This window comes from Dickeya aquatica (assembly GCF_900095885.1).
GTDB classification, from domain to species: Bacteria; Pseudomonadota; Gammaproteobacteria; order Enterobacterales; family Enterobacteriaceae; genus Dickeya; species Dickeya aquatica.
The window spans coordinates 4,434,505-4,461,071 of the sequence record NZ_LT615367.1 but is presented as its reverse complement, the minus strand read 5'-3'; the positions used below and the strand labels follow the sequence as shown (position 1 = coordinate 4,461,071).

Sequence of the window (26,567 nt, the reverse complement as noted above, 5' to 3'; positions counted from 1 at the left end):
ACATTGAGTGTGACTCAGTAGCCAACGGTGAAGCGCTGGCGGATGTGCTGCGGTTTTTCCACTTCATCCACCAAGGCAATGGCGTAGTCTGCAAAAGAGATGCTGCTGCCTTGTTCGTTGGTCAACAGCTCGTCTTTACCAAGACGGAAGGTGCAGGTACGTTCACCGTCGATAAACATCATGGACGGCGACAGGAACGTCCAGTCCAGGTCGTTGACGGTTTTCAGCAGTTCGAGAAAATCGGCACCTTTGGTGGCTTCCGCTTTGTAAGCCTCTGGAAAGCCAGGTTGATCTACCAGACGCTGACCCGGTGCGACCAACAAACTACCGGCACCACCGACCACCAGATAGCGCTTCACTCCTGCCGCGCGCACGGCGTCGATAAGAATCTGCGGATCGCTGCTGGTAAAATGGACGGAGCTGATGACGGCGTCGTGGCCAGCCAGCAACGCCGTCAGCCCGGCGGCATCAAACACATCCCCTTTTTTAGCGCTAACGCCAGGCAGCGAGACGATGTTCTCAGGATGACGCGCAATCGCGGTTATCTGATGACCACGGTCGGACAACTCTTTTAGAATCTGTGAGCCTGCGTTGCCAGAGGCACCGATCAGTGCAATATGAGCCATGTTCCATTCCTTATAGTCTTCATTAGGGGAAAGGTCTAATATGTAGACCATTGGGGGATTATGCGTAAAGCCCGATTGCTGCGCAAGACGTCACCGTTGTGTTACCTGGTCATCAAACGCTGACCATTGTGGAGTATGCGATGCCAAAATCCGTTATTGAAAAAGAGGTTTTTGTCTTTGAACAGCCGTGTCCGATACGTGATGTGTTGGATCGTATTGGCGATCAGTGGAGCCTGCTGGTGCTGGAAACCCTGAGTGAGGGCACGCTGCGCTTTAATGAACTGATGCGTCGTATTGGCGACATATCCAGGCAAATGCTCTCCAAGACATTGAAGTTGCTGGAGCAGGATGGCTTTGTCCGGCGTACGATTTATGCGGAAGTGCCGCCGCGGGTGGAATACCAGCTCACCGAACTGGGGCGCTCTTTTCTGCAACCGATGAAAACGCTGATGCAATGGGCGGATGCGCACCACCGTACCATTTGTGAAGCGCGCAAAGCCTATGGGCAAAAAACGGATAACGCCTGATGTAAAAAACAGGTAGCAGGCCGCCAGTCGTGTTAATGGATAGCGTGACTGGCACGCCTCTGGGGTCGGCCTTGTGGTTCGCCAGAGCCGCCCCGATAAATAACGAGGTGGTGCTACGCCGCGCCTGTGACGTTGATTTCCCCGCGCGCCAGCTGGTCACGCTCCATGGATTCAAACAGCGCTTTGAAATTGCCTTCGCCAAAGCCTTCGTCACCGTCTCGTTCGATGAATTCAAAAAACAGTGGCCCGATCAGCGTTTCTGAGAAGATTTGCAGCAATAACTTCTTCTGCCCGTTCTCGGTATTACCATCAATCAGAATGCCGCGAGACTGTAGCGCTGCAAGGTTTCTGCCGTGGCCCGGCAGACGCTCTTCCACCATCTGGTAATAGCTGTCGGAAGGGGCAGTCATGAGCGGGACACCGGCCTGGCGCAGTTTATCCAGCGTGGTCAGAATATTGTCTGTCTGCATTGCAATATGCTGAATACCTTCACCATTAAAGCGGCGCAGAAATTCCTGAATTTGTCCCTGGCTCCCTTCCGCTTCTTCATTGAGTGGAATACGAATTTTCCCATCGGGGGCCATCATGGCTTTGGAGTGCAGCCCGCTGTATTCACCTGCGATATCAAAATAACGAATTTGCTGGAAATTAAATATCCGGTGATAAAATTCAGCCCAATATTCCATTCTGCCCTGATAGACATTATTGGTTAAGTGGTCAAGTGTATGCAGGCCAAATCCTTTTGGCTTTCTTTCTACACCGGAGATAAAGTCAAAATTAATATCGAAAACATCCAGGTCATCCGAGTATTTTTCGATGAAATAAATACGAGAGCCGCCAATACCTTCAATTGCCGGGACCATGATTTCACCGTGATTGACGCCCTGAACCGCCGGTTTAGCACCAGACTGGAGTGCCTGCTCATAAGCTTGTGCCGCATCGTTTACATAAAAACCGACGCCACAGGCACCACTACCATGCTCTTGTAAAAAGGTGTGAGGGAAACCAGACGTTGAGTGACTAATGAGAAAGTTAATATTGTTTTGTCGAAATAGCGTGATGTCCCGGCGGCGATGGTGCGCAACGCGAGTAAAACCGAGAGAAATAAAGAGTGAAGACAGAGTTTCTGGTGAACCGGTAACAAACTCTACAAAGGCGAATCCATTCAGATTAAGAGGGTTATCGAATAAATGAGTCATATTATTTCCTTTGTCCATAAAGGAGTGGTGTAAATAAACCAATGCTGGCTTTTTCAGAATAAATACTATCCTGAACAATCATTTTCTGGTAGCAATTTTTTCTTATTTTAAATTTAAAAATAAAAAACGAAGTAGTTTCGATTGTAAATATTTAATTGATGACTGACTGAATCAGACGTTATTTTCTAATCACGGCGTAATGATAAATAACAACCTGGCCCAAATATATCGATAAATGACCTTCGGGCCACTGCCGGTGACAGCTCCTTTTCAGCACAATGGCGCTAGTGCGCAATCCGTTTTTTAAACAGAGGAAGACCGTGATGAACATTACGCAAATCAGAAACGCCACACTGAAGGTACACTTTGCCGGTAAAACGTTCCTTATTGACCCGATGCTGGCAGAAAAAGGCGCTTATCCGGGGTTCGAGGGAACATTGAACAGCCATTTGCGTAACCCGCTGGTGGACCTGCCGGTCACGCTGGAAAGCCTGTTTACCGGCGTAGATGCGGTAATTGTGACCCATACGCATCTTGATCATTGGGATGATGCGGCTGTTACCCATCTGCCGAAATCATTACCGTTATTTGTGCAACATGAGCATGACCGGGAAATCATTCAGGCCGCCGGGTTTAGCGATGTTCGGCTGTTAAGCGAACAGAGTGCTTTTAGCGATATCACGTTAAGTAAAACGCCGGGCCAGCATGGCAGCGATGCGATCATGGAAATAATGGGCGAGAGGCTGGGTGAGGTGTGTGGCGTGGTGTTCCGTCACCCACAAGAGAAAACGTTATACCTGGCGGGGGATACCGTCTGGAATGCACAGGTGGCTGAAAACCTGAGCCATTATGCACCCGAGGTGATTGTTCTTAATTGCGGTGATGCGCAAATCGTCGGGCTGGGGTCAATCATCATGAACCAACAGGATGTACTGGCTGTGGCGCAGCATGCCCCTAATGCGACGCTGATTGCCAGCCACATGGAAGCGGTGAATCATTCCGCGCTGAGTCGTGTGGCGTTGCGTGATTTTCTACAGCAACACGGTCTGGCGCATCAGGTGCGGATCCCGGAAGATGGCGAGTCCTGTATGCTGTAGTCATTTAGTTCGGGTAACGATACTCACAAAGGAGCGACGTTGAGCACGCATGTCCCCATGGTCGCAGTCGTGGCCTGCGATCGGTTCAGCCCGTTTCATTTATCGGTGCCTTGCATGATTTTCGGCGATGTGTTGCCGGGGCAACCGCTGTTTCAATTGCGCCTCTGTCGCGCTGAGGATGGCGTACTGCGTTCGGCACAGGGCTTTGAGATTGATACCGCGTTTGGGTTGGATAGTCTCACCCAGGCCGATATCGTGGTGGTGCCTTACTGGCGTGACCCGCACGAGAAGCCGAATCCGGCGCTGCTGGCGGCACTGAGGGCGGCTTATGCCCGGGGCAGTCTGCTGGTCGGTTTGTGTCTTGGGACTTATGTGCTCGCGTGGGCCGGATTGCTTGAGCAACGCAACGCGGCAACGCACTGGGAGTTCACGCAGGATTTTCAGCAACGTTTCCCCGATGTGCATCTGGACACGCACGCATTGTACGTTGAGGATGAGCGGCTGATAACCTCAGCAGGTACAGCGGCCGGGCTGGACTGCTGCCTGCATCTGGTCAGGAAGTACCACGGCAGTGCCATCGCTAACAAGGTCGCCAGAAGAATGGTGATCCCCCCGCATCGAGAAGGCGGTCAGGCACAGTTCATTGAACAGCCGGTACCGGTATCGACGCAGGACGCCAGAATCAATGCGCTGCTTGATGACCTGAGAGGTTGCCTCAACCAGCCCCATCACCTTGATGAACTGGCGCGCCGAACGCTGATGAGCCGCCGCACCTTCACCCGCCAATTTCATAAAGCTACCGGGATGTCTGTCGGCGAGTGGCTGATGGCCGAGCGTCTGCAACAAAGCCAGATGTTGCTGGAGTCCACTACACTATCGATAGATGCGATTGCAGAGCAGGTCGGTTTTCATACCGCCACCTCACTGCGTCAGCATTTTCGCCGCCGGTTTAACGTCACGCCCGGTGAGTGGCGCAAAACGTTTCAGGGGCGATAGCCTACGGATTATGACGTTCAGGGCTGTCTTCTGTAATCTCAGGTAGGCTTTATTGATTGCCCTCAGAGGGCGGGTACGGAAGTCGGCTTAACCTTCAGGGGGGATTTGTTGTGATTGCGGCCACCCTGCGGGTGGTTATTTTTTGGCCGATTGCGCGCTGAGGCCGAATGTAAATTTTACGTAACCCGGCTCACATTTTCATCAGATTGTGATTGGAATACGCCGTAGCTGCTTAGATAATCCGGCGAAGTAACCCATTTTTATGATGGCGTGTTACTGCGAAAGCAGGCAAGACCAAAATAGAAATGCTCTCCCGTTAAGGGGAGCGTCTCTGTTTTGGTCTTTTTTTTGCTCCAACACCAGGAAATTCTATGAACTATAACGACATAGCAGCGAAAATCCTCCACTCAGTGGGAGGGGCGGAGAATATCCGCATGATCACGCACTGCGCGACCCGACTGCGCATGGAATTTAACGACCGGGAAAAGGTAAACGATGCACAAATCAGCGTGCTTCCCGGCGTTATCAGCGTGGTAGAGAACGGCGGGCAGTTCCAGATTGTTATCGGCAATGAGGTGCAGCAGGTCTTCCGCCTGATCAACAAAGCGCTGCCAGAGAAGAAAAGTGGCGTCAGCGGTGATAAACATGCCAAACCCAATGGCATCGTGGCGCGCATCATCAGCGTGATTTCAACCACCTTCACCCCGGTTATCCCGGCCATCACCGGCGCGGGGATGATTAAAGCGCTACTGGCGATCCTTAAGTTAACCGGGCTGATTAGCGCGACGAGCCCGACATATCAACTGCTGAATATTGTTGCCGATGCCGCTTTCTTCTTCCTGCCGGTGCTGCTGGCCTATGGTGCTTCACTGAAATTTGAGTGCAACCCGATTCTGGCGATGACGCTGGCAGGCGTGCTATTGCATCCGGGTATTGGCCAGATGCTGGCGGCCGGTAAAGCGGTGGATTTTGCCGGCATCCATGTCCTGCTGTCTGATTATTCCGGCTCTGTGCTGCCGATTATTCTGACGGTATGGCTGATGTCGTGGGTGGAGCGCTTTGCCGAGAAAGTATCACCTTCGATAATCAAGTTCTTTGTGAAGCCAATGCTGATTCTGCTGATTACCGCGCCGCTGGCGCTGGTGGTGGTCGGCCCATTAGGCATTCTGCTCAACGATCTGGTTGCGGCGGGGGCAGGCGCTATCGACCGTCATGCCAGTTGGCTGATTCCGATGCTGATGGGCACCTTGCAACCCTTCCTGATTATTACGGGAACCGCCTGGGCGATGACGCCTATTGCCACAGGGCAACTGAGCAAAAGCGGCCACGAAATGATTAACGGGCCGGGCATGCTGGCGTCCAATGTGGCGATGGGCGCGGCCACGCTGTGTGTGGCGTTGAAAACCAGAAACAGCAGCCTGCGTCAGTTGGCTTCGTCGTCGGGCTTTACTGCGCTATTGGGTATCACGGAACCGGCGCTGTACGGCGTGTTGCTCAAATATCGCCGCGTACTGATTGCCGCGATGATAGGCGGCGGCTGTGCCGGGGTGTATGCCGGTGTTAGCGGGCTGGTGCGCTACGCGTTTGTCTCCCCAGGCCTTGCGGCGCTGCCAGCATTTATCGGCGAAAACCCGATGAACATCGTCCATGCGCTGGTAACTTGCGCGATTTCGATTGGGGTGACGTTCGCCCTGACCTGGTTCATCGGCTTTGAAGATACCCCGGAAGATAAAGCAAAAACCCGTGAGGCCGCACCGCGGGACACTCGCCTGAAACGCGACGATGCGAGTAAAGGTGCGAGTAAAGGTGAAAATAACGGTGACGTTGACGTGTTAAGCCCGCTGCGCGGTCAGGTGGTGACGTTGAGCGAAGTGAATGATGATGTTTTTTCCAGTGGCTTGCTGGGGCAAGGCGTGGCCATTCGCCCGCAGGAAGGGGTATTGCGCGCGCCGTTTAACGGTACAGTCGTCATCTTCCTGCCGTCATGTCACGCTGTTGGGTTGCGAAGCGACAGCGGCCTGGAGCTGTTGATACATATCGGTATTGATACCGTCAATCTCAACGGCCAGCACTTTCGCTCGTCGCTGAAGTTAGGCGATGAAGTTAAGACCGGGCAAGCGCTTATCCATTTTGATATCGCGGCTATCGAGCAGGCCGGGTACGATTTGATAACGCCGGTGATCGTCGTGAATGACGATAAATCGCAGGCCCTGCGCATAACGGCGGCGGCACAGGTCGATTATGGCGATGTGTTGATGGGGCAATCGGTGAAGGAGGCGCGGGGATGATTTATCAACAGCAGGCCCGCTTCCCAGAGGGTTTTCTGTGGGGCGCATCCACCTCAGCTTATCAGGTTGAAGGGGCGTGGAATGAAGACGGTAAAGGGCCATCGGTTGTCGATATGCTCGACCATCCGCCGGGAACGGCGGACTTTCGTATCGCCAGCGATCATTATCACCGCGTAGAAGACGATGTGGCGCTGATGGCTGAAATGGGGCTGAAGGCTTATCGTTTTTCGGTGGCCTGGTCACGGGTCATCCCGGATGGCGACGGCGCGGTGAATCCGGCGGGATTGGCTTTTTATCACCGCCTGATTGACGCTCTGGTGCGCCACCGCATCACGCCTATCGTCACCCTGTACCATTTCGACCTGCCCTGGGCGCTGGAATTAAAAGGCGGCTGGCTGAACCGCAACACCAGCGCGGCGTTCGTTCGCTACGCGCGCCTGTTGTTTAGCGAGTTTGCCGATAGCGTCCCGCTGTGGCTGACGATTAATGAACAAAACACCATGATCCTCCACCCCGGTGCGATTGGCGTACCGGCTGACCGCACGCTGCCGGACAAGAAGGCGCTGTACCAGCAGAATCACCATATGATGCTGGCTCAGGCGCAGATTTTTGCGCTTTGCCACCGGGAATTTCCGGGGCTGCGCATCGGCCCGGCTATCAATACCACCTCTATGTATGCCGAGAGCTGCAAACCCGAAGACGCGATTGCCGCCCACAACTGGGAAACTCTGCGCTGCTGGAGTTTTCTGGATGTCGCGGTGCATGGCCGCTATAACGCGCTGGCCTGGGCTTACTTACAGGATCGCGGCCTGGCACCGGACAGGCAGGCGGAGGACGCGTCTATTTTGCAGCAGGGACGGCCTGACTTTATCGCTATCAACTACTACTCGACGGCGACCATTGCTGCCAGCCGGGGGATGGGCGCAGATGTTGCGCCGCGCGCGGGCGACCAGCAGATTATGCTGGGTGAAGAGGGGGTGTATCGGCCAGCGGAGAACCCCTGGGTGGGTAAAACGCCTTACGGCTGGGTGGTTGACCCGGTCGGCCTGCGCCTGACCCTGCGTAAAGTGTGTGAGCGCTATAACCTGCCGATTTTGATCAGCGAAAACGGTATGGGCGCGCCGGACAAGCCCGAGCAAGACGGTACGGTGAACGATGATTACCGCATTGCCTTTTTGCAGGCGCATATCGAACAGATGCGCCTGGCGATTGCCGATGGTGTCGAGCTGATGGGCTACTGCCCGTGGGCGGCGCTGGATGTGGTCAGCACGCACCAGGGCTATGCCAAACGCTACGGTTTTATTTACGTCGATCGCGGTGAGGATGACCTGAAAAGCCTGCAAAGAAGCCGTAAACGCAGCTTCTGGTGGTATAAGGATGTGATTGCACAAAATGGTAATCACGGTGAGTGGCAGCGATGATTGTTCAGAAGGTACTCAATAATAGTCTGGTGCTCTCTGTGGATGACGATAACAGGGAGGTTATCGTCATGGGCAAAGGCATTGGCTTTAACAGTAAGCCCGGCGATGAGATTGCGCCAGAGAAAATAGAGAAGCTGTTTGTTACTCCGTCGTTTGAAAAACGCAGCGGCTATATTGAGGGGCTTTCAGCCATTCCAGATGACGTGATTGAAATGGCCGCAATGATTATTTCTCACGCCAATGCGCAGCTTGCCAGCAAAGTTCGTGAGCAGATTTTTTTTACCCTTGCCGACCACCTGACCTTTGCCATAGAACGCAGCCGCAAAGGTATCGTGATGCAAAACCGCCTGTTGCCGGAAGTGCGGCGCTTTTACCCGCAGCAGTTCCGCGTCGCCCGTGAAGCGGTGGCGATAATTCACCAGCAGTACGGCATTGAACTGCCGCAAGAGGAGGCTGGCAACATCGCTTTTCATCTGGTGAACGGCCAGAGCGAGGGGGATGACGTGGCGCAGGCCATGCAGTCAGTGAAGATGCTGAAAGATATTTTTAATCTTGTGCAGTATCACTTTAAAAAAGAAATCGATACCGAGTCGATTAACTACTCGCGGTTTATGACCCACATGCAGTTCTTTCTCCAGCGATTACAGGAAGGGGAAATGAGCACCGCGCGCGACAGTTTCTTGCTGGCGCAGGTGATTAAGGAGTACCCGGATGCCTACCGCTGTGCCTTGCTCATCCGTGATTACGTCAAGCTTCGGCTCGACATCACGCTTGGCGGCAACGAGTTGCTGTGGCTCACGGTGCATCTGGTGAGGATTTCCGGTCTGGATGCATAGACCGGAATGCATCCAGACGTTAATACGCCCTCGTCACTTCCCAATACAAAAACTGGAAAAAATCCGCCCCAGCAGGTCATCGGAGGTGAATTCACCGGTGATTTCACTTAACGCCTGTTGTGCCAGCCGTAACTCTTCGGCCAGCAACTCGCCTGCGTAAGCACTGACTAACTGTGCATGACCTTGTTGCAAATGCGTGGCGGCCAGCTCCAGCGCTTGCAGGTGGCGACGTCGGGCGAGGAAGCCGCCTTCGGTGTTGCTGGTAAATCCCATGCTGTGCTTGAGGTGCTGGCGGAGTGCGTCAACGCCGTCGCCGGTGCGGGCAGAAAGGCGGATAAGTGAGTAAGTCTTCACCTCTTCAATACCGAAGGTTTCACCGGTGATATCGGCTTTATTACGCACCACGGTCACGGGCAGCGAGCCGGGCAGGCGGGCCATAAATTCCGGCCAGATGGCCGCAGGCGCAATCGCATCGGTGGTGGTGCCATCGACCATAAACAGCACCCGGTCAGCCTGTTCGATTTCCTGCCAGGCGCGCTCAATACCGATTCGCTCCACTTCATCGCTGGCTTCGCGCAGCCCGGCGGTATCAATAATGTGCAGCGGCATGCCGTCAATGTGAATGTGCTCGCGCAGTACATCGCGCGTAGTACCGGCGATATCAGTGACAATAGCCGCCTCGCGCCCGGCCAGCGCATTGAGCAGGCTGGATTTACCGGCATTGGGGCGACCGGCAATCACCACTTTCATCCCTTCACGTAACAGGCTGCCTTGCCGTGCTTCGCCACGTACGCCTTCCAGATCGTCTATCACCGCATTGAGCATGGCTTCGATTTTGCCATCGCTCAGAAAATCGATTTCTTCATCGGGGAAATCAATTGCCGCTTCTACGTAGATGCGCAGGTGAGTGAGTGCTTCCACTAACTGGTGAATACGGGTGGAAAAGACCCCTTGTAGCGAGTTGACCGCAGAGCGAGCCGCCTGTTCGGAGCTGGCGTCAATCAAGTCGGCAATCGCTTCGGCCTGCGCCAGATCGAGCTTGTCGTTCAAAAAGGCACGTTCGGAGAACTCACCGGGGCGAGCGATGCGCACACCCGGCAGCGCCAGCACACGCTTGAGCAGTAAGTCGAGGATCACCGGGCCGCCGTGTCCTTGCAGTTCCAGCACATCTTCGCCGGTAAAGGAATTTGGGCCGGGAAACCACAGCGCAATGCCCTGATCGAGCACGCTGCCATCGGTATCCTGAAACGGCAGGTAATCGGCATAGCGTGGTTTAGGCAGCTTACCCAGCACCGCCTGTGCCACTGCGGCCGAGTGCGGGCCAGAGATGCGCAAAATACCTACGCCGCCGCGTCCCGGCGGAGTGGCTTGGGCTACGATGGTATCGGTATGGTTCATGATAGTGTCTCTGCATTCTCGCCTGCTTTCAGGCGCGGTTACGGGATGGTTTTTTCTATAAAAAATAAGGCGGTCAGTGACCGCCTTATAATGAGATTGACTAGCTAAATCAATCGGTTATTTCTTCTCGCGGCTATGCAGACCACGTTTTTCCAGCCCGCGATAAATCAACTGCTGCTGGGCAATCGTCACCAGGTTGCTGACGATGTAGTACAGCACCAGACCTGACGGGAACCACAGGAAGAACACCGTGAAGATAACCGGCATGTAGGTCATTATCTTCTGTTGCATCGGGTCGGTGACGGTGGTCGGCGACATCTTCTGAATGAAGAACATCGTCATGCCCATCAGGATAGGCAGCACGTAGTACGGGTCTTGCGCCGACAGGTCATGAATCCACAGTGCGAACGGCGCGTGACGCAGTTCTACCGAACCCATCAGCATGTAGTACAGCGCCAGGAAGATAGGCATCTGGATGATCAGCGGGAAGCAGCCACCCAGCGGGTTCACTTTCTCGGCTTTGTACAGCGCCATCATTTCCTGACTCATGCGCTGTTTGTCATCACCGATACGCTCGCGCATCGCTTGCAGCTTGGGCTGCAACATACGCATTTTCGCCATCGAGGTGTACTGCGCTTTAGTCAGCGGGTACATGATGCCGCGCACGATAAAGGTGATGGCAATGATGGAGAAGCCCCAGTTGCCGATAAAGCCGTGCAGGAATTTCAGCAACTTAAACAGCGGCTGAGAGATGAACCACAACCAGCCATAATCCACGGTCAGGTCAAGATGCGGTGCCACGGCAGCCATTTTGTCCTGAATTTCCGGGCCAACCCACAAGGTCGCGTTCAGTGTCTGCTGGCTACCCGGCTGTACATTTACCGGTGCAGACTTAAAGCCGATAGCCGCCAGACCATTGCCCAGATTGGCGCTGTAAAAGGTATGGGAGAGCGCGGTTGAAGGCACCCAGGCGGTTGCAAAATACTGCTGCAACATCGCCACCCAGCCACCTTGCGTATTGATGTTCAGGTTCTCTTTCATATCGCTGAAGCTGTATTTGCGATATTTATCTTCAACAGAAGAGAACGCGGCACCACGGTAGGTGTGCAGGGCAAAGTTGTTGCTGCCGGTGTCACGGTGCGATGGCAGGTCGATAGACTGCTTCAACTGGCCGAACAGCGTCACTTCCAGCGGTTGTGTGCTGGTGTTGTTCACGCTGTACTCGACGTTGAGCGCATATTCACCGCGTTTGAGCACAAAGGTTTTGGTGAAGCTGACGCCGTTGGCGTCGGTGTAGGTCAGCGGGATACGCAATTCGTTCTGGCCTGCTGCCAGCGCAAAGCTCTCGGCAGAGGCGGTATACAGCGGGCGCGCACCATTTGCCGGATTATCCGGGCCGTTTTTACCGGTCAGACCGCTTTGTGCCTGATAGATAAATGCCGGTGTGGTTTCCAGCAACTTGAACGGCTGGCCTGAGCCGAGTTCTGCCGGGTAGGCCAGCAGGTCTGCTTCTTCAATATCGCCACCGCGGGTGTTGATATTCAGCGACAGCACATCGGTTTTCACCGTGATCAGTTTACCCTGACCGCTGGCAGGTACGCCCTGGTTGGCTGCATCGCTCACAGCACCATTCGCCTGTTGCGTGGTCTGGGTTGCTGCGGGTGGATTTTTATCCGTTTCCCACTGCTGCCAGATCATGAACGTTACGAATAGCAGAGCGATGAGAAAAAGATTGCGTTGCGAATCCATCGTTAATGTTCTCTGTTATTGTCAGGTTTTGGCGGTACGGGGTCATCACCACCAGGGTTCAAAGGGTGGCATTTTAATACGCGTTTGAGCGTCAACCAACAGCCTTTTATCATGCCAAACCGCCGTATTGCTTCAATGCCATATTGGGAGCACGACGGATAAAAGCGACAGTGCTGACCAAGAAGTGGGCTGATAAAGCGTTGATACCCGCGTATCAGGCCAATCAGCAGGCTTGAACCAAACGACGGTGACGACGCCATAATTTTTCCAACGCTTCCGTGAGTGTACGGTTATCCAGTTCGGATACCCCTTTCTTCGCAATGACAATGAAATCCATCGCGGGCAAATCGTGCTGGTGCAAACGAAAACTTTCACGCGTCAGGCGCTTGATACGGTTGCGTTCATGAGCCCGTCTGACGTGTTTTTTTGCGACGGTAAGACCAATACGGGGATGCCCCAGCGTATTTGGGCGACCGAGAATGGTTATCTGCGGTGTACCGGCCCGTTGTGGCTGCTGGAAGACGAAAGAAAAATGGCTGGGAGTTAACAGACGTAACTCCCTGGGAAAAGCGAGCGTAACCACTCGGTGGGTTAGCTTTTATTACTTGGAAACAGTCAGACGAGTACGGCCTTTCGCACGACGGCGGGCCAGAACCTGACGACCATTTTTAGTGGCCATACGAGCACGGAAACCGTGGCTACGGTTACGCTTCAATACGGACGGTTGGAAAGTGCGTTTCATGGCGATTTCTACCTAAACTTGATTAAGACTTCACAGTAAACGCGTTTGGCTACTCGGCGTGAAAAGTGACCGACGCCTCTATCGCATAATAAAGAGGCGGGATTGTAATAATTGTACAGTCCCGAGTCAATTAACATCCACGTTTTACCCGCCTGAAACTTCCCGATGGTTACGGATTTTCTGTCTGCTCAGCACAGAAAACAGGCGCTACGCGCAGGCCGGGAATTATACGGACTCTGTATCAAAGCGCAAGGATCGCGCGGTGATCCTGTCGTCGGGATCATGATCCGCATCACCGCCGATCGTCATGATTGCGTCTATGCTGATGTTTTTCGCGTACTGAGAGACAATTGTGAGTAACCTGACCGCTTGTTGTGAATCCCGCACGGTAGGTTTTGCGCCATGCATATAGAGTACGCCTCACAACGCGTAACAGAATAATAAGCAAAGCCTGTGGATAAAAAGGATCAAAACTGTGCAGAAAGTGGAGATCTCTTGCGTGGTTTAGGTTATGATCCGCCGTCCCGCTAGCGATCCCGATGTTGGGTTCGGCACGGCAAGGCCGTTTTCAGCGCGGCGCACCCCGGCGCAATCGTATCCATGCGCAGCCGGGTGCCTGAGAAAACCATGAGTTACATAACTAATATCTGTTCCTTTTCTTGATTGATCTTGTTCGAGTGGAGTCCGCCGTGTCACTTTCGCTTTGGCAGCAGTGTCTTGCCCGTTTGCAGGATGAGTTACCTGCCACAGAATTCAGTATGTGGATACGCCCGTTGCAGGCGGAACTGAGTGACAACACTCTGGCGCTTTACGCCCCCAACCGTTTTGTGCTGGATTGGGTGCGCGATAAATATATTAATAATATCAATGGATTGCTGAATGATTTTTGTGGCATGGATGCGCCACTGCTGCGTTTTGAAGTCGGCAGCAAACCGATGACGCCAGCCGCTGCTCCTGCGGGCCACCACAGTGCGACAACGCCTGCGCCGCAGGCCCGAACGGCTTCGCCGGTTCGTCCCAGCTGGGAAACGCCAGTGGCGCCGGCCGAGCACACCTATCGCTCGAATGTTAACCCCAAGCATACCTTCGATAACTTTGTGGAAGGTAAATCCAACCAGTTGGCGCGTGCGGCAGCGCGGCAGGTCGCTGATAACCCCGGCGGCGCTTACAATCCACTGTTTTTATACGGCGGCACCGGGCTGGGTAAAACGCACCTGTTGCACGCGGTGGGCAATGGCATTATTGCGCGCAAACCGAATGCCAAAGTGGTGTACATGCATTCCGAGCGCTTCGTGCAGGATATGGTCAAGGCGTTACAGAACAACGCGATTGAAGAGTTCAAACGCTACTACCGTTCGGTCGATGCGCTATTAATTGATGACATCCAATTTTTTGCCAACAAAGAGCGCTCGCAGGAAGAGTTTTTTCACACCTTTAATGCCTTGCTGGAAGGCAATCAGCAAATCATCCTGACATCCGATCGCTATCCGAAAGAGATAAACGGCGTGGAAGATCGCCTGAAATCCCGCTTTGGCTGGGGGTTGACCGTCGCCATTGAGCCGCCGGAGCTGGAAACGCGCGTGGCGATTTTGATGAAAAAGGCCGACGAGAACGACATTCGCCTGCCGGGTGAAGTGGCGTTTTTTATTGCCAAGCGGCTGCGCTCCAATGTGCGTGAGCTGGAAGGCGCACTGAACCGCGTGATTGCCAACGCCAACTTTACCGGGCGGGCGATTACCATTGATTTCGTGCGTGAAGCGCTGCGTGATTTGCTGGCGCTTCAGGAAAAGCTGGTCACTATCGACAATATCCAGAAAACCGTGGCCGAGTATTACAAAATCAAAGTGGCTGACCTGCTTTCCAAGCGGCGTTCACGCTCGGTGGCTCGCCCCCGCCAGATGGCGATGGCGCTGGCCAAAGAGCTGACTAACCACAGCCTGCCTGAGATAGGCGACGCGTTCGGTGGACGTGACCATACCACCGTACTGCATGCTTGCCGTAAAATTGAGCAGCTGCGTGAGGAAAGTCACGACATCAAAGAAGATTTTTCCAATTTAATCCGCACATTATCGTCATAACATCATGAAATTTATCGTTGAGCGTGAGCATCTGTTAAAACCGTTACAGCAGGTCAGTAGCCCGCTGGGCGGGCGGCCGACATTACCTATCCTCGGCAACCTGTTATTGCAGGTGAGCGAAGGGCGTTTGTCGTTGACCGGTACTGACCTGGAAATGGAAATGGTGGCCCATCTGGCGCTGACGCAGCCTCATGAGCCGGGTGCGACGACAGTGCCGGCGCGTAAGCTGTTCGACATTTGCCGGGGCTTGCCGGACGGGGCGGAGATTTCCGTCACGCTGGAGGGCGACCGGATGCTGGTGCGCTCCGGGCGCAGCCGTTTTTCATTATCGACGCTGCCCGCTGCTGACTTCCCGAATCTGGATGACTGGCAAAGCGAGGTGGAATTCACCCTGGCGCAGGCAACGCTAAAGCGCCTGATTGAAGCCACCCAATTCTCGATGGCGCATCAGGATGTGCGCTACTACCTGAACGGCATGTTGTTTGAAACCGGCGGCGACGAGTTGCGTACCGTTGCCACCGACGGCCACCGTCTGGCGGTGTGTGCTATGCCGGTCGGGCAGTCGTTGCCGTCGCATTCGGTGATCGTGCCGCGTAAAGGCGTCATGGAACTGGTGCGGTTGTTGGATGGCGGTGAAACACCGCTGCAACTGCAAATCGGCAGCAACAATATTCGCGCCCATGTCGGCGATTTTATCTTTACCTCCAAGCTGGTGGATGGCCGCTTCCCGGATTATCGCCGCGTGCTGCCGAAAAACCCGGATAAAACGCTGGAAGCGAGCTGCGATTTGTTGCGTCAGGCGTTCTCCCGCGCGGCGATTCTGTCGAATGAGAAATTTCGTGGCGTGCGTTTGTACTTAAACCAGAATCAACTGCGTATTACCGCCAATAACCCCGAGCAGGAAGAAGCGGAAGAGATTCTGGATGTGGAATACGGCGGCAGCGAAATGGAAATCGGTTTTAATGTCAGCTATGTGCTGGATGTGCTCAATGCGCTGAAATGTGAGGATGTGCGGCTGCTGCTGACCGATTCCATTTCCAGCGTTCAGATTGAGGATGCCGCAAGTCAGGCCGCCGCCTACGTGGTGATGCCGATGCGCCTGTAGTGCGCCTTGGTTTGATAACCGACGCCGCGCCATTGGGTGCGGCGTGTTTTTATCAAAGTATGTTGTTATCAAAACCTACCGTTATCAAAGGCGTGAGACTGGTATAGCAACGATGCTGGCAAAATGGTCGTTTGGCAAAATGGTTGTGATATGGCGTTGACCCGTCTGCTTATCCGTAATTTTCGCAATATCGAATCCGCTGACCTGGCGCTTATTCCCGGCTTTAATTTTCTGGTCGGAGCCAATGGCAGTGGTAAAACCAGCGTACTGGAAGCGATTTATACGCTGGGGCATGGCCGGGCGTTTCGCAGTATCCAGGCCGCCCGGGTGATTCGTCACGACCAGCCGGAATTCATTTTGCACGCCAGGCTGGAAGGCGAACTGCGCGAGCGCTCGGTGGGGTTGAGCAAAAACCGCGACGGCGACAGCACGGTGCGCATTGATGGCAGCGATGGTCACAAAATTGCTGAACTGGCGCAATTACTGCCAATCCAACTGATTACCCCGGAAGGGTTCACCCTGCTTAATGGCGGCCCGAAGTACCGGCGCGCCTTTCTGGACTGGGGTTGCTTTCACAATGAGCCCGGTTTTTTTTCTGCCTGGAGCAACTTAAAACGGTTGTTGCGCCAGCGTAATGCCGCACTGCGTCAGGTCAGCCATTATGGTCAACTGCGGGCCTGGGATCAGGAACTGGTGCCGCTGGCTGAGCGTATCAGCGAATGGCGGGCGCAATACAGCGCGGCGATTGCGGCAGATATTGCCTCCACCTGCGCACAGTTTTTACCCGAGTTTACTCTCAACTTCTCGTTTCAGCGTGGCTGGGACAAAGAGAGTGAGTATGGCGAGCTGCTGGTGCGTCATTTTGAGCGTGACAGGCAACTCGGTTACACCGCACTGGGGCCGCACAAGGCGGATTTTCGCATTCGTGCCGGGGGCGTTGCTGTTGAAGATATGCTCTCACGCGGGCAGCTTAAACTGTTGATGTGCGCGCTGCGGCTGGCGCAGGGTGAATTTCTGACCCGGCAAAACGGGCTGAAATGCCTGTATCTGATAGATGATTTTGCCTCAGAGCTGGATAGTACCCGCCGACGCCTGCTGGCCGAGCGCCTGAAAGCAACACAGGCGCAGGTGTTTGTCAGTGCCATTACCGCCGGTCAGATTGCTGACATGGCGGGCGAAAAGGGCAAGCTGTTCCGCGTGGAACAGGGTAAAATAACCGTTCAATCACAGGACTAAATGAGCGAGAAACGTTGATGTCGAATTCTTATGACTCCTCAAGTATCAAGGTATTAAAAGGGCTGGATGCGGTTCGTAAACGCCCGGGGATGTATATCGGTGACACGGATGACGGAACCGGTCTGCATCACATGGTATTCGAGGTGGTGGACAACGCTATCGACGAGGCGCTCGCTGGCTACTGTAAAGACATTGTTGTCACCATTCATGCCGATAATTCGGTGTCGGTGCAGGACGATGGCCGTGGCATTCCCACCGGTATTCATGAAGAAGAGGGCGTGTCTGCCGCCGAAGTGATCATGACCGTGCTGCATGCAGGCGGTAAGTTTGACGACAACTCCTACAAAGTCTCCGGCGGTCTGCACGGGGTTGGGGTGTCGGTGGTGAATGCGCTGTCTGAGAAACTCGAACTGGTTATCCGCCGCGAAGGCAAAACTCACCAACAGCTTTACCGTCATGGCGTGCCGCAGGCTCCGTTGAGCGTGGTGGGTGAGGCGCAAACCACAGGCACTATCGTGCGCTTCTGGCCGAGCCTGGAAACCTTCACCAACGTAGTTGAGTTTGAATATGACATTCTGGCCAAGCGCCTGCGTGAGCTGTCGTTCCTCAACTCTGGCGTGTCTATTCGCCTGCGCGATGAGCGTGAAGAGAATAAAGCTGACCATTTCCATTATGAAGGCGGCATCAAGGCATTTGTTGAGTATTTAAACCGCAACAAAACGCCGATTCACCCACAAGTGTTCTATTTCAGTGCCGAAAAAGACGAAATTGGCGTGGAAATCGCGATGCAGTGGAACGACGGTTTTCAGGAAAACATCTACTGTTTTACCAACAACATTCCACAGCGTGACGGCGGTACACATCTGGCCGGTTTCCGTGCGGCCATGACCCGTACGCTGAATAACTACATGGATAAAGAAGGCTACAGCAAGAAGGCTAAAGTCAGCGCCACCGGTGACGACGCGCGCGAAGGGCTGATTGCGGTTGTCTCCGTGAAAGTGCCAGACCCGAAATTCTCGTCCCAGACCAAAGATAAACTGGTGTCCTCAGAGGTGAAATCGGCGGTGGAATCGCTGATGAATGACCGTCTGGTGGATTATCTGATGGAAAACCCCAGCGATGCCAAAATCGTGGTCGGCAAAATTATCGACGCCGCCCGCGCCCGTGAGGCCGCGCGTAAAGCGCGCGAGATGACCCGTCGCAAAGGTGCGCTGGATTTGGCCGGTCTGCCGGGCAAGCTGGCAGATTGTCAGGAGCGCGACCCGGCGTTATCTGAACTCTACCTGGTGGAAGGGGACTCGGCGGGCGGCTCTGCCAAACAGGGGCGTAACCGTAAGAACCAGGCGATTCTGCCGCTGAAAGGGAAAATCCTGAACGTGGAAAAAGCGCGTTTTGACAAGATGCTCTCTTCACAAGAAGTGGCAACGCTGATCACCGCGCTGGGTTGCGGCATTGGCCGTGACGAGTACAACCCGGATAAACTGCGTTATCACAGCATCATCATCATGACCGATGCCGACGTGGATGGTTCGCACATCCGTACCCTGTTGTTGACCTTCTTCTACCGCCAGATGCCGGAAATTGTTGAGCGTGGTCATGTGTTTATCGCTCAGCCGCCGCTCTACAAGGTGAAGAAAGGCAAGCAGGAGCAGTACATCAAAGATGATGACGCGATGGATCAGTACCAGATAGCGCTGGCGCTGGATGGCGCGACGCTGCATACCAACGCACATGCCCCGGCACTGGCCGGTGAGCCGCTGGAAAAACTGGTGGCCGGGCACTATGGTGTGCAGAAGCTTATCGACCGTATGGAGCGCCGTTACCCACGCGCGCTGCTTAATGCGCTGATTTATCAGCCATCACTGACGGAAGCCATGCTCGGCTCTCAGGCCGAGGCTCAGTCGTGGATGGAAACGCTGATCCAGTTCCTCAATGAAAAAGAGCAGCACGGCAGCACCTACAGTTTTGTGCTGCGCCACGTCAATGAGCGCCACGAACCGGTATTACGTATACGTACTCACGGCGTAGACACCGACTATGCGCTGGATCTGACGTTTGTTCAGGGTAATGAATACCGCAAAATCAACCAGTTGGGTGAGAAGCTGCGCGGCCTTATCGAAGAAGGCGCGTTTGTTGAACGCGGCGAGCGTAAACAGCCGGTTGTCAGCTTCGAGCAGGCGCTGGACTGGCTGGTGAAAGAATCACGCCGAGGCCTGGCGATTCAGCGCTATAAAGGGCTGGGTGAGATGAACCCGGAACAGTTGTGGGAAACCACCATGGACCCGGAAAGCCGCCGTATGCTGCGTGTGACGGTAAAAGACGCCATCGCCGCCGATGAGCTGTTTACCACCCTGATGGGGGATGCCGTTGAACCGCGCCGCGCCTTTATCGAAGAAAACGCCCTGAAAGCGGCGAATATTGATATTTGATAAACGCGTATACCGTGTAAAAAACCCGCACTGGATGCGGGTTTTTTTATGGATAACGGAACCGCCGGGTGTCATTGGGGCTGCCCGGCCTGGGTTTTTGCCCCGTAACGCTCCTGCGCCAACGCCATTACCGCCGTAATCACCATAAAGATAACGGCCGACCAGAAAATGGCGGACGGGTGGCCGTTATCCAGCAGCCAGCCAAACACCACCGGGCCGCCTGCGCCGCCGATGTTAAAGCCGGTGGTGACGATGCCAAAGACGCGCCCTTCCGCACCGGCCGGTGACGCGGCGCGTACCAGCATGTCCCGTGATGGCGCGATGATCCCGGAGAGAAAACCGGCGACGCCGAGTAGCAGCGTGGTGGCCAGAAACGGTAACGGGTAGAGCGCGACAATGGCAACCAGCACCGCAGTTATCACCAGTGAGCCGGTGGCAACCAGCCCGTGATGGCGGGTTTTATCCGCCAGGTGACCCCCGGCCAGTACGCCGAAGGCGCTGGTAAACAGAAATGCCGTCAGGGCGATGTTGGCGTGAGAAAGTGGCATGGCGTAACCGTTCACTAACGCCGTGACCGAGAAATTCTGAATAGAGCTGGTGCTGAGGTTAAGCAACATAAACAGCACCAGCAGTGCGAAAATTGGCAGGGTAAACAGGCGCACCGGTAGCGCGCTGGCGGCGTTTGCGTTGTGGCGCGCGGGCGCGGCATCAGCCTGCGCATCGCCTGACAGCATCGGCACAATCACTAAACCTGCCAGCCCGGCGAGCGCAAATGCCACGCCGAGATGGGTGAGTGCGGCAATGCCAAGCAGGATAGCAGGGGCGACGGCGGTGCCGAGAAAACCTGAAAACGTGTGTACCGAGAACGCACGGCCCATGCGGTTTTCATCAATGCCGCGTGACAGCAGCGCGTAATCTGCCGGGTGGTATACCGCATTGGCAAGCCCGGCCAGCGCCATAGCGATGACCATCCACGGGTAACTGGTCAGCACGCTGAGTGACAGAAAGCTCAGACTGCCCAGAACCAGCCCGGCAATCAGGGTACGCCGCGGGCCGAGCCTGTCCACGGCAAAACCGATAGGCGTTTGCACGATGGCGGATACCACATTGAATACCCCAAGGGCGACACCGATCTCGACATAACTGATGCCGCGTTGCGCGAAAATAAGCGGCATCAGTGCGGGCAGCACCATCATATGGAAATGGCTGACCCAGTGGGCGGAGGAAACCTGTGCCAGTAGTGGTAACTTATTTATTTTCATCATTATTTATCCTGTCTGCCCACGGTTGAATCCTGCTTTTGGCAACAAGGCTAACATATCGTCACAATGGGTAGTCGCCTATTTTTAATCAGGCTGTTAATGAGCGTTGGGTGTGGAATGCAGGAAGCTGGCCGCCGGGAGAATGGTGCGGCCAGTCGTGATTACCGGGTCAGCGGCAGATAAAAATCGAACCGGTGGCTTTTGGTTGCCAGCGCTGACTGCGCAGGAATGCCAGCGAGCGGCGGCGCGTAGTCAGGCCGTTTCACCACCACGCGTTTTTTGGCCAGATGGCGCGCGGGTTCCAGCAGCGCATCCGCGTCATCATCCGCACCGACCAGCGACTGAAACACCCGCATCTCCTTTTTCACCAGCGCGCTTTTCTGGCGGTGGGGAAACATCGGGTCAAGGTAGACCACATCCGGCGGCGGCGTAATGGCACTGAGCGCATCGAGGCTGGAGGCGTGTAGCAGCGTCAGGCGCTCGCGCAGCCAGCCGCCGATCTCCGGGTCTTGATAGGCGCGCTCTAAGCCGTCATCCAGCAACGCGGCGACAACCGGGTGGCGCTCCACCATACGCACCCGGCAACCGAGTGCGGCCAGCACGAACGCATCGCGCCCCAGACCGGCGGTGGCATCCACCACGTCGGGCAGATAGTCTTTTTTGATGCCGACGGCTTTGGCCACCGCCTCGCCCCGGCCACCGCCGAAGCGGCGGCGATGCGCCATCGCGCCAGAAACAAAATCCACACAGATAGCGCCGAGCTTCGGCTCATCGCATTTACGTAATTCCAGCCGCTCCGGGGTGAGCACCAGCGCCAGCGCCGCATGGTCGTCGTTTTCCAGCCCCCAGCGCTGCGCCATTTGCGCCAGCGCCTCGGGTGCGGCACCGGCTTCGGTCAGTAAACCTATTTTCATCCCTGAATGCCGTAGTGTTTCAGCATCGCATCCAGTTGCGGCTCGCGGCCACGAAAGCGTTTGAACAGTTCCATCGGCTGCTCCGAACCGCCCCGTGACAGGATGTTGTCCAGAAATGACAGCCCGGTGTCTCGGTTAAAAATGCCCTCTTCTTCAAAGCGCGAGAACGCATCGGCGGCCAGCACATCGGCCCACAGGTAGCTGTAGTAACCTGCCGCGTAACCACCGGCGAAGATGTGGCTGAATGAGTGCGGGAAGCGGTTCCATTCCGGGCTTTTAATCACCGAGACTTGCGCTTTGACGTCCGCCAGTGTTTCCAGCACGCGCGCGCCTTTGGCCGGGTCATAACCGGCGTGCAAACGGAAGTCAAACAGGCCAAATTCCAGTTGGCGCAGAATAAACAGCGCCGCCTGGTAGTTTTTCGCTGCCAGCATCTTATCAAGCATGTCCTGCGGCAGCGGTTCGCCGGTTTCGTAATGGCCGGAAATAAATGCCAGCGCATCCGGCTCCCAGCACCAGTTCTCCATAAACTGACTCGGCAGCTCAACGGCATCCCACGGCACGCCGTTAACACCGGAGACGCCTGCGGTTTCAATGCGCGTTAGCATGTGGTGCAGGCCGTGGCCGAATTCATGGAACAGCGTGATAACTTCGTCGTGCGTGAACAGCGCCGGTTTGCCATTGAGCGGGCGGTTGAAATTACAGGTCAGGTATGCCACCGGTTTTTGCAGCTCGCCGTTGCCATTACGTATCCGGCTGACGCACTCGTCCATCCAGGCTCCGCCACGCTTGTGCTCGCGGGCGTACAGATCGAGGTAGAAACTGCCCAGCAGCGCGCCGCTTTCATCAAACAGGTCAAAGAAACGCGCCTCAGGATGCCAGACGTTAACGTCTTGGCGCTCTTTGGCGTGAATACCGTAAATGCGTTTCACCACCTCGAACAGCCCTTCCAGTACGCGAGGTTCCGGGAAATAGGGGCGCAATTGCTCATCGCTAATGGAATACAGGTGCTGCTTTTGCTGTTCGGCGTAATAGGTAATATCCCACGGGTTCAGCTCATCAACACCGAAATGTTCTCTGGCGAATGCGCGCAGTTGCGCCAGTTCCTGCTCCCCTTGCGGGCGAGCGCGTTTGGCCAGGTCGGTCAGGAAATCCAGCACCTGCTGCGGGTTTTCCGCCATTTTTGTCGCCAGCGATTTGTGGGCGAAGCTGTCAAAGCCCAGCAGTTGCGCCAGTTCGTGACGCAACGCCAGCAATTCTTCCATGATGGCGCTGTTATCCCATTGGCCGGCATTCGGCCCTTGTTCAGAAGCCCGGGTGACGTAAGCGCGGTACAGCTCTTCACGCAGTGCCTGGTTGGCACAATAGGTCATCACCGGCAGGTAGCTTGGAATGTCCAGCGTCAGCAGCCAGCCTTGTTGCTGTTTGGACTCAGCCAGTGCACTGGCGGCGGCCAGCGCACTTTCCGGCAGGCCATTGAGTTCATTCACATCCGTGACCAGTTTGCTCCAGCCCATGGTGGCATCGAGCACGTTGTTACTGAACTGCGAACCCAGTTCCGACAGGCGGGCGACAATTTCACCGTAACGTTTTTGCTGTTCCGGCGCTAACCCAATGCCGGACAGCTCGAAGTCGCGCAGCGCGTTATCGACGGCTTTTTTCTGCTCCACACTGAGCGCGGCATAATGTTCGCCGTCGCGCAGGCTGCGATACGCACGGTACAGACCGGCATGTTGGCCAACCCAGGTGCCGTATTCTGACAGCAGCGGCAGGCACTGTTCGTAGGCGCTGCGCAGTTCCGGGCTGTTTTTCACCGAATTCAGATGGCTGACCGGAGAAAAAATCCGCCCCAGCCGGTCATCACTTTCCGCCAGTGGCTGACACAGGTTATCCCAGGTGAACGGGCCGGGTTGGGCGACGACACGCTCAACGGTTTGCCGACAGACCTCCAGCGCCTGTTTAACCGCAGGCAGGATGTGTTCGATTGTGATTTGGGAGAACGGGGGCAGGGTAAAAGCGGACAGTAATGGATTGGTCATGGCGCAGTCCTGAATGATTGAATAAGAAGAAAGGCTTGATAATGACTTAACATGAGGGGTAACAAACGGAAAATCAATGGTCGGGCGCACAGCCGGGTCAGGCTCGCCGCAAAAAAAGATGAACCGGCGGGAAAAGGTCAAGCGGTGTCAGACGCTCAACTGTGCTGGTCGTATCCGGCGTAAAACCAGCCCACCAGCGACGGGTTTGTCACGTCGCTAAAAAACTCCGCCACGATGTCACGCATTAAGCCGTAACGGCGGCACAGTTGCCCGGCTTTAAACGCCGCCTGCTGCCTGCCGTGCTGCGAGGCGAGCTGGTGGGCATAGCCGCAGACATAACCACGCCGGTAATCGTCACAGTAACGCCGGATGTCGCTATCAGAGAGAGGGGCCTGCGCGTTCAGACCGGCCAGAATGCCATCGCCAAAGTGATTTTTCATGTTGCCTGCCTGTGTCTATCGCTATGTATTTAATTATATAACCAAGTGGGTGAGAAATGGCAGAGGCTGGGTGCGATCGCCACGGGCGATTTTGTGCCGAAGCGTTTATACTGTGGCGTCTGATCTTTTTTCTCTTTGTGCTTTTTCTTTTCGGAAAACCGACCCTTATGCTGAGTTACCGCCACAGTTTTCATGCCGGCAATCATGCCGATGTGCTGAAACACACCGTCCTGAGTCTGATCATTACCGCGTTGAAAGAGAAGGAAAAACCGTTCCTGTATCTGGATACGCATTCTGGCGCAGGCCGTTATCAGCTACAAAGTGAGCATGCCGAGCGTACCGGTGAGTATCTTGAAGGGATTGGGCGGCTCTGGCAGCGGGACGATATTCCCGCCGAGCTTGAGCCTTACCTGCAAGTGGTGCGTTCCTACAATTCCGGTGACAGGCTGCGTTACTACCCCGGTTCCCCGCTGATTGCCCGGCAACTGCTGCGCGAGCAGGATAAAATTCACCTCACCGAGCTGCACCCCAGCGATTTTCCGCTGCTGCGTCAGGAGTTTGCACGGGATAGCCGGGCGCGCGTGATGCGTGAAGATGGCTACCAGCAGTTAAAAGCCCAGTTGCCGCCGCTCTCGCGCCGTGGGCTGGTGCTGATAGACCCGCCTTATGAGCTGAAAACGGATTATCAGGATGTGGTCAAAGGCATTCAGGAGGGCTATCGCCGTTTTGCCACCGGCGTGTATGCACTGTGGTATCCGGTGGTATTACGCCAGCATATCAAGCGGTTATTCAAAGATCTTGAAGCCACCGGGATCCGCCGTATTTTGCAAATTGAGCTGGCGGTACTGCCAGACAGCGACCGCCACGGCATGACGGCTTCCGGCATGATTGTGATTAACCCGCCCTGGACGCTGGAAGCGCAGATGAAGCGCGTGCTGCCGTGGCTGCATCAGGCACTGGTGCCCGCAGGCACCGGCCACACCCGTTTGGAATGGGTGGTGCCGGAGTAAGAAGTAGTAGGAAGTAAGAAGTAAGAGAGCACAGCCACGAAACCGGAGCGTTAAACCCGGAAGGTGGCAAAGTCGCGTGCCACCTCGGTGGCCGCAAACACCGTCTGGCACTCCTGTTGTAACCGCGCCAGGTCTGCCTGCCCGTAACGGGCGCTGAAATGCGTGATGATGAGCCGTCTGGCTCCGGCATCCCGTGCGGCAGCGGCGGCTTGTAAGGTGGTGGAGTGGCCGCGTTCGCTGGCGCGCCCGGCCATGGCCCCTTCCAGCGTGGCCTCATGAACCATCACATCGACGCCTGCGGCAAGCAGGCGTGCCGCAGGCGTAGGGCGGGTGTCGCCAAAGATAGCCAATGACTTACCCGGTGTGGCGGGGCCGACATAATCCCAGCCGTTCAGCACCCGTCCGTCATCCAGCGTGACGGTTTCGCCGCGCCTGAGATGCTGAAACCAGACGCCGGGTTTTACGCCCTCAGCCGCCAGTTTCGCCACATTCAGCGGCCCCGGTTTGGGGCGTTCTTCAATACGGTAGCCCAGACAATAGAGGGTGTGGGAGAGAACACAGGCCGTGACCTGTAAGTGCTCATCCTCACAGACCCGCGCTGATTCCCCCTCTTTGACATCCAGTTCGATGATATTGAGCGGATAAGTCAGATAGGAACCGCTGAGGGTCAGCGCCTGCTCGACAAAGGCTTTTAGCCCGCACGGCCCGTAGAGCGTGAGTGGCGTGTCGATACCGCCCATCGCGCGCGAGCACAACAGGCCCGGCAAGCCGAAAATGTGGTCGCCGTGCAGGTGGGTGATGAATATTTTCTCCAGCTTGCCCGGTTTGACCGGGGTGCGCAAAATTTGGTGCTGGGTGCCTTCGCCGCAGTCAAACAACCAAAAAGCAGGCCGGATGCCGTGCAAATCAAGTGCGAGACTACTGACGTTGCGCGTTTGGGTTGGCACACCGGCATTGGTGCCGAGAAAAATCAGTTCCATGCCTTACTCCAGCACTGAGGCGATGATGGGCGGTGGCGCATTTTACCTATTGCACCGATTTTCAAAACCGTCGCGAGCCGCTATTCGTTTCTTCATACAATCACCGGCTGTTGTTTAGCGCAATTGTTTAGCGCAATAGAGCGGGGCACGATAGGGATTTGCCGGATGCCGATGACAGGCGTTAGACTTTTCGCC

The 26,567-nt window shown here is 55.4% G+C and carries 23 protein-coding genes; 11 read left to right on the top strand and 12 right to left on the bottom strand.

Translation table 11 applies throughout. The features are described 5' to 3' along the window. Window positions 1-14: 14 nt before the first annotated feature. Window positions 15-626 (bottom strand): NAD(P)-dependent oxidoreductase, encoded by a 612-nt coding sequence (locus tag DAQ1742_RS20190; RefSeq protein WP_035338860.1) that lies wholly within the window; start codon window positions 624-626, stop codon window positions 15-17. Window positions 627-766: 140 nt separating this feature from the next. On the opposite strand from DAQ1742_RS20190, the gene DAQ1742_RS20185 reads away from it, so the two are divergent. Further along, window positions 767-1,153 carry a winged helix-turn-helix transcriptional regulator gene (locus tag DAQ1742_RS20185; protein ID WP_035345584.1) on the top strand — a complete coding sequence of 129 codons (387 nt, stop codon included), beginning with the start codon at window positions 767-769 and terminating at the stop codon, window positions 1,151-1,153. 113 nt (window positions 1,154-1,266) lie between these two features. Here DAQ1742_RS20185 and hppD read toward each other — a convergent pair whose 3' ends face one another. Beyond that, window positions 1,267-2,352: a 4-hydroxyphenylpyruvate dioxygenase gene (hppD, locus tag DAQ1742_RS20180; protein ID WP_035338862.1), complete on the bottom strand. Its 1,086-nt coding sequence runs from the start codon at window positions 2,350-2,352 to the stop codon at window positions 1,267-1,269. Between the two features lie 323 nt (window positions 2,353-2,675). Between hppD and DAQ1742_RS20175 the strand changes: the two genes are divergently transcribed. The 5 genes from DAQ1742_RS20175 to licT all read left to right on the top strand — a co-directional run bounded on the left by DAQ1742_RS20175 (window position 2,676) and on the right by licT (window position 8,990). Beyond that, entirely contained in the window at window positions 2,676-3,449 is a 774-nt protein-coding gene (locus DAQ1742_RS20175; protein ID WP_067487405.1) for an MBL fold metallo-hydrolase, read from the top strand. Window positions 3,450-3,506: 57 nt separating this feature from the next. After that, window positions 3,507-4,445 (top strand): GlxA family transcriptional regulator, encoded by a 939-nt coding sequence (locus tag DAQ1742_RS20170; RefSeq protein ID WP_371327851.1) that lies wholly within the window; start codon window positions 3,507-3,509, stop codon window positions 4,443-4,445. A gap of 371 nt (window positions 4,446-4,816) precedes the next feature. Next, the gene (locus tag DAQ1742_RS20165; RefSeq protein ID WP_035338867.1) at window positions 4,817-6,733 is read left to right on the top strand and encodes a beta-glucoside-specific PTS transporter subunit IIABC; all 1,917 of its coding nucleotides are present in this window, start codon (window positions 4,817-4,819) and stop codon (window positions 6,731-6,733) included. After that, on the top strand, window positions 6,730-8,154 hold the full coding sequence (locus tag DAQ1742_RS20160; protein WP_180706196.1) for a glycoside hydrolase family 1 protein: 1,425 nt from the start codon (window positions 6,730-6,732) through the stop codon (window positions 8,152-8,154). The genes DAQ1742_RS20165 and DAQ1742_RS20160 overlap by 4 nt, the downstream gene beginning before the upstream one ends. After that, window positions 8,151-8,990 carry a BglG family transcription antiterminator LicT gene (licT, locus tag DAQ1742_RS20155; protein WP_035338870.1) on the top strand — a complete coding sequence of 280 codons (840 nt, stop codon included), beginning with the start codon at window positions 8,151-8,153 and terminating at the stop codon, window positions 8,988-8,990. The genes DAQ1742_RS20160 and licT overlap by 4 nt, the downstream gene beginning before the upstream one ends. A gap of 33 nt (window positions 8,991-9,023) precedes the next feature. On the opposite strand, the gene mnmE is transcribed toward licT, so the two are convergent. The 5 genes from mnmE to rpmH all read right to left on the bottom strand — a co-directional run bounded on the left by mnmE (window position 9,024) and on the right by rpmH (window position 12,879). Further along, a complete protein-coding gene (mnmE, locus tag DAQ1742_RS20150; RefSeq protein WP_035338872.1) occupies window positions 9,024-10,388 on the bottom strand; it encodes a tRNA uridine-5-carboxymethylaminomethyl(34) synthesis GTPase MnmE in 1,365 nt (454 codons plus the stop codon). 117 nt (window positions 10,389-10,505) lie between these two features. Beyond that, complete coding sequence (gene yidC, locus DAQ1742_RS20145) at window positions 10,506-12,137, bottom strand: membrane protein insertase YidC (protein WP_035338873.1); 1,632 nt, start codon at window positions 12,135-12,137, stop codon at window positions 10,506-10,508. A 2-nt stretch (window positions 12,138-12,139) separates the two neighbouring features. Next, window positions 12,140-12,397 carry a membrane protein insertion efficiency factor YidD gene (gene yidD / locus DAQ1742_RS20140; RefSeq protein WP_071604042.1) on the bottom strand — a complete coding sequence of 86 codons (258 nt, stop codon included), beginning with the start codon at window positions 12,395-12,397 and terminating at the stop codon, window positions 12,140-12,142. Continuing rightward, entirely contained in the window at window positions 12,361-12,720 is a 360-nt protein-coding gene (gene rnpA / locus DAQ1742_RS20135; protein ID WP_067487410.1) for a ribonuclease P protein component, read from the bottom strand. The genes yidD and rnpA overlap by 37 nt, the downstream gene beginning before the upstream one ends. Window positions 12,721-12,738: 18 nt before the next feature. Further along, on the bottom strand, window positions 12,739-12,879 hold the full coding sequence (gene rpmH / locus DAQ1742_RS20130; RefSeq protein ID WP_004093983.1) for a 50S ribosomal protein L34: 141 nt from the start codon (window positions 12,877-12,879) through the stop codon (window positions 12,739-12,741). 689 nt (window positions 12,880-13,568) lie between these two features. Here rpmH and dnaA point away from each other — a divergent pair. The 4 genes from dnaA to gyrB all read left to right on the top strand — a co-directional run bounded on the left by dnaA (window position 13,569) and on the right by gyrB (window position 19,727). Beyond that, complete coding sequence (gene dnaA / locus DAQ1742_RS20125; protein WP_035338876.1) at window positions 13,569-14,957, top strand: chromosomal replication initiator protein DnaA; 1,389 nt, start codon at window positions 13,569-13,571, stop codon at window positions 14,955-14,957. A gap of 4 nt (window positions 14,958-14,961) precedes the next feature. Next, window positions 14,962-16,062 (top strand): DNA polymerase III subunit beta, encoded by a 1,101-nt coding sequence (gene dnaN, locus DAQ1742_RS20120; RefSeq protein WP_035338877.1) that lies wholly within the window; start codon window positions 14,962-14,964, stop codon window positions 16,060-16,062. A gap of 150 nt (window positions 16,063-16,212) precedes the next feature. After that, complete coding sequence (recF, locus tag DAQ1742_RS20115) at window positions 16,213-17,298, top strand: DNA replication/repair protein RecF (protein ID WP_035345588.1); 1,086 nt, start codon at window positions 16,213-16,215, stop codon at window positions 17,296-17,298. Window positions 17,299-17,315: 17 nt separating this feature from the next. After that, the gene (gene gyrB, locus DAQ1742_RS20110) at window positions 17,316-19,727 is read left to right on the top strand and encodes a DNA topoisomerase (ATP-hydrolyzing) subunit B (RefSeq protein WP_035338879.1); all 2,412 of its coding nucleotides are present in this window, start codon (window positions 17,316-17,318) and stop codon (window positions 19,725-19,727) included. Window positions 19,728-19,798: 71 nt separating this feature from the next. Here the strand turns inward: gyrB and DAQ1742_RS20105 are convergent, their stop codons facing one another. The 4 genes from DAQ1742_RS20105 to DAQ1742_RS20090 all read right to left on the bottom strand — a co-directional run bounded on the left by DAQ1742_RS20105 (window position 19,799) and on the right by DAQ1742_RS20090 (window position 24,382). After that, window positions 19,799-20,989 (bottom strand): MFS transporter, encoded by a 1,191-nt coding sequence (locus DAQ1742_RS20105; RefSeq protein ID WP_180706350.1) that lies wholly within the window; start codon window positions 20,987-20,989, stop codon window positions 19,799-19,801. Between the two features lie 161 nt (window positions 20,990-21,150). Continuing rightward, the gene (rsmJ, locus tag DAQ1742_RS20100) at window positions 21,151-21,903 is read right to left on the bottom strand and encodes a 16S rRNA (guanine(1516)-N(2))-methyltransferase RsmJ (RefSeq protein WP_035338882.1); all 753 of its coding nucleotides are present in this window, start codon (window positions 21,901-21,903) and stop codon (window positions 21,151-21,153) included. Beyond that, the gene (prlC, locus tag DAQ1742_RS20095; protein WP_035338884.1) at window positions 21,900-23,942 is read right to left on the bottom strand and encodes an oligopeptidase A; all 2,043 of its coding nucleotides are present in this window, start codon (window positions 23,940-23,942) and stop codon (window positions 21,900-21,902) included. The genes rsmJ and prlC overlap by 4 nt, the downstream gene beginning before the upstream one ends. A 155-nt stretch (window positions 23,943-24,097) precedes the next feature. Continuing rightward, entirely contained in the window at window positions 24,098-24,382 is a 285-nt protein-coding gene (locus tag DAQ1742_RS20090) for a DUF2623 family protein (RefSeq protein WP_035338886.1), read from the bottom strand. A gap of 167 nt (window positions 24,383-24,549) precedes the next feature. Here DAQ1742_RS20090 and DAQ1742_RS20085 point away from each other — a divergent pair, with 167 nt between their 5' ends. Next, complete coding sequence (locus tag DAQ1742_RS20085; protein ID WP_035345592.1) at window positions 24,550-25,392, top strand: 23S rRNA (adenine(2030)-N(6))-methyltransferase RlmJ; 843 nt, start codon at window positions 24,550-24,552, stop codon at window positions 25,390-25,392. 50 nt (window positions 25,393-25,442) lie between these two features. On the opposite strand, the gene rnz is transcribed toward DAQ1742_RS20085, so the two are convergent. Continuing rightward, window positions 25,443-26,372, bottom strand: coding sequence for a ribonuclease Z (gene rnz, locus DAQ1742_RS20080; RefSeq protein WP_035338888.1), 930 nt, complete (start codon window positions 26,370-26,372; stop codon window positions 25,443-25,445). Window positions 26,373-26,567: the final 195 nt, after the last annotated feature.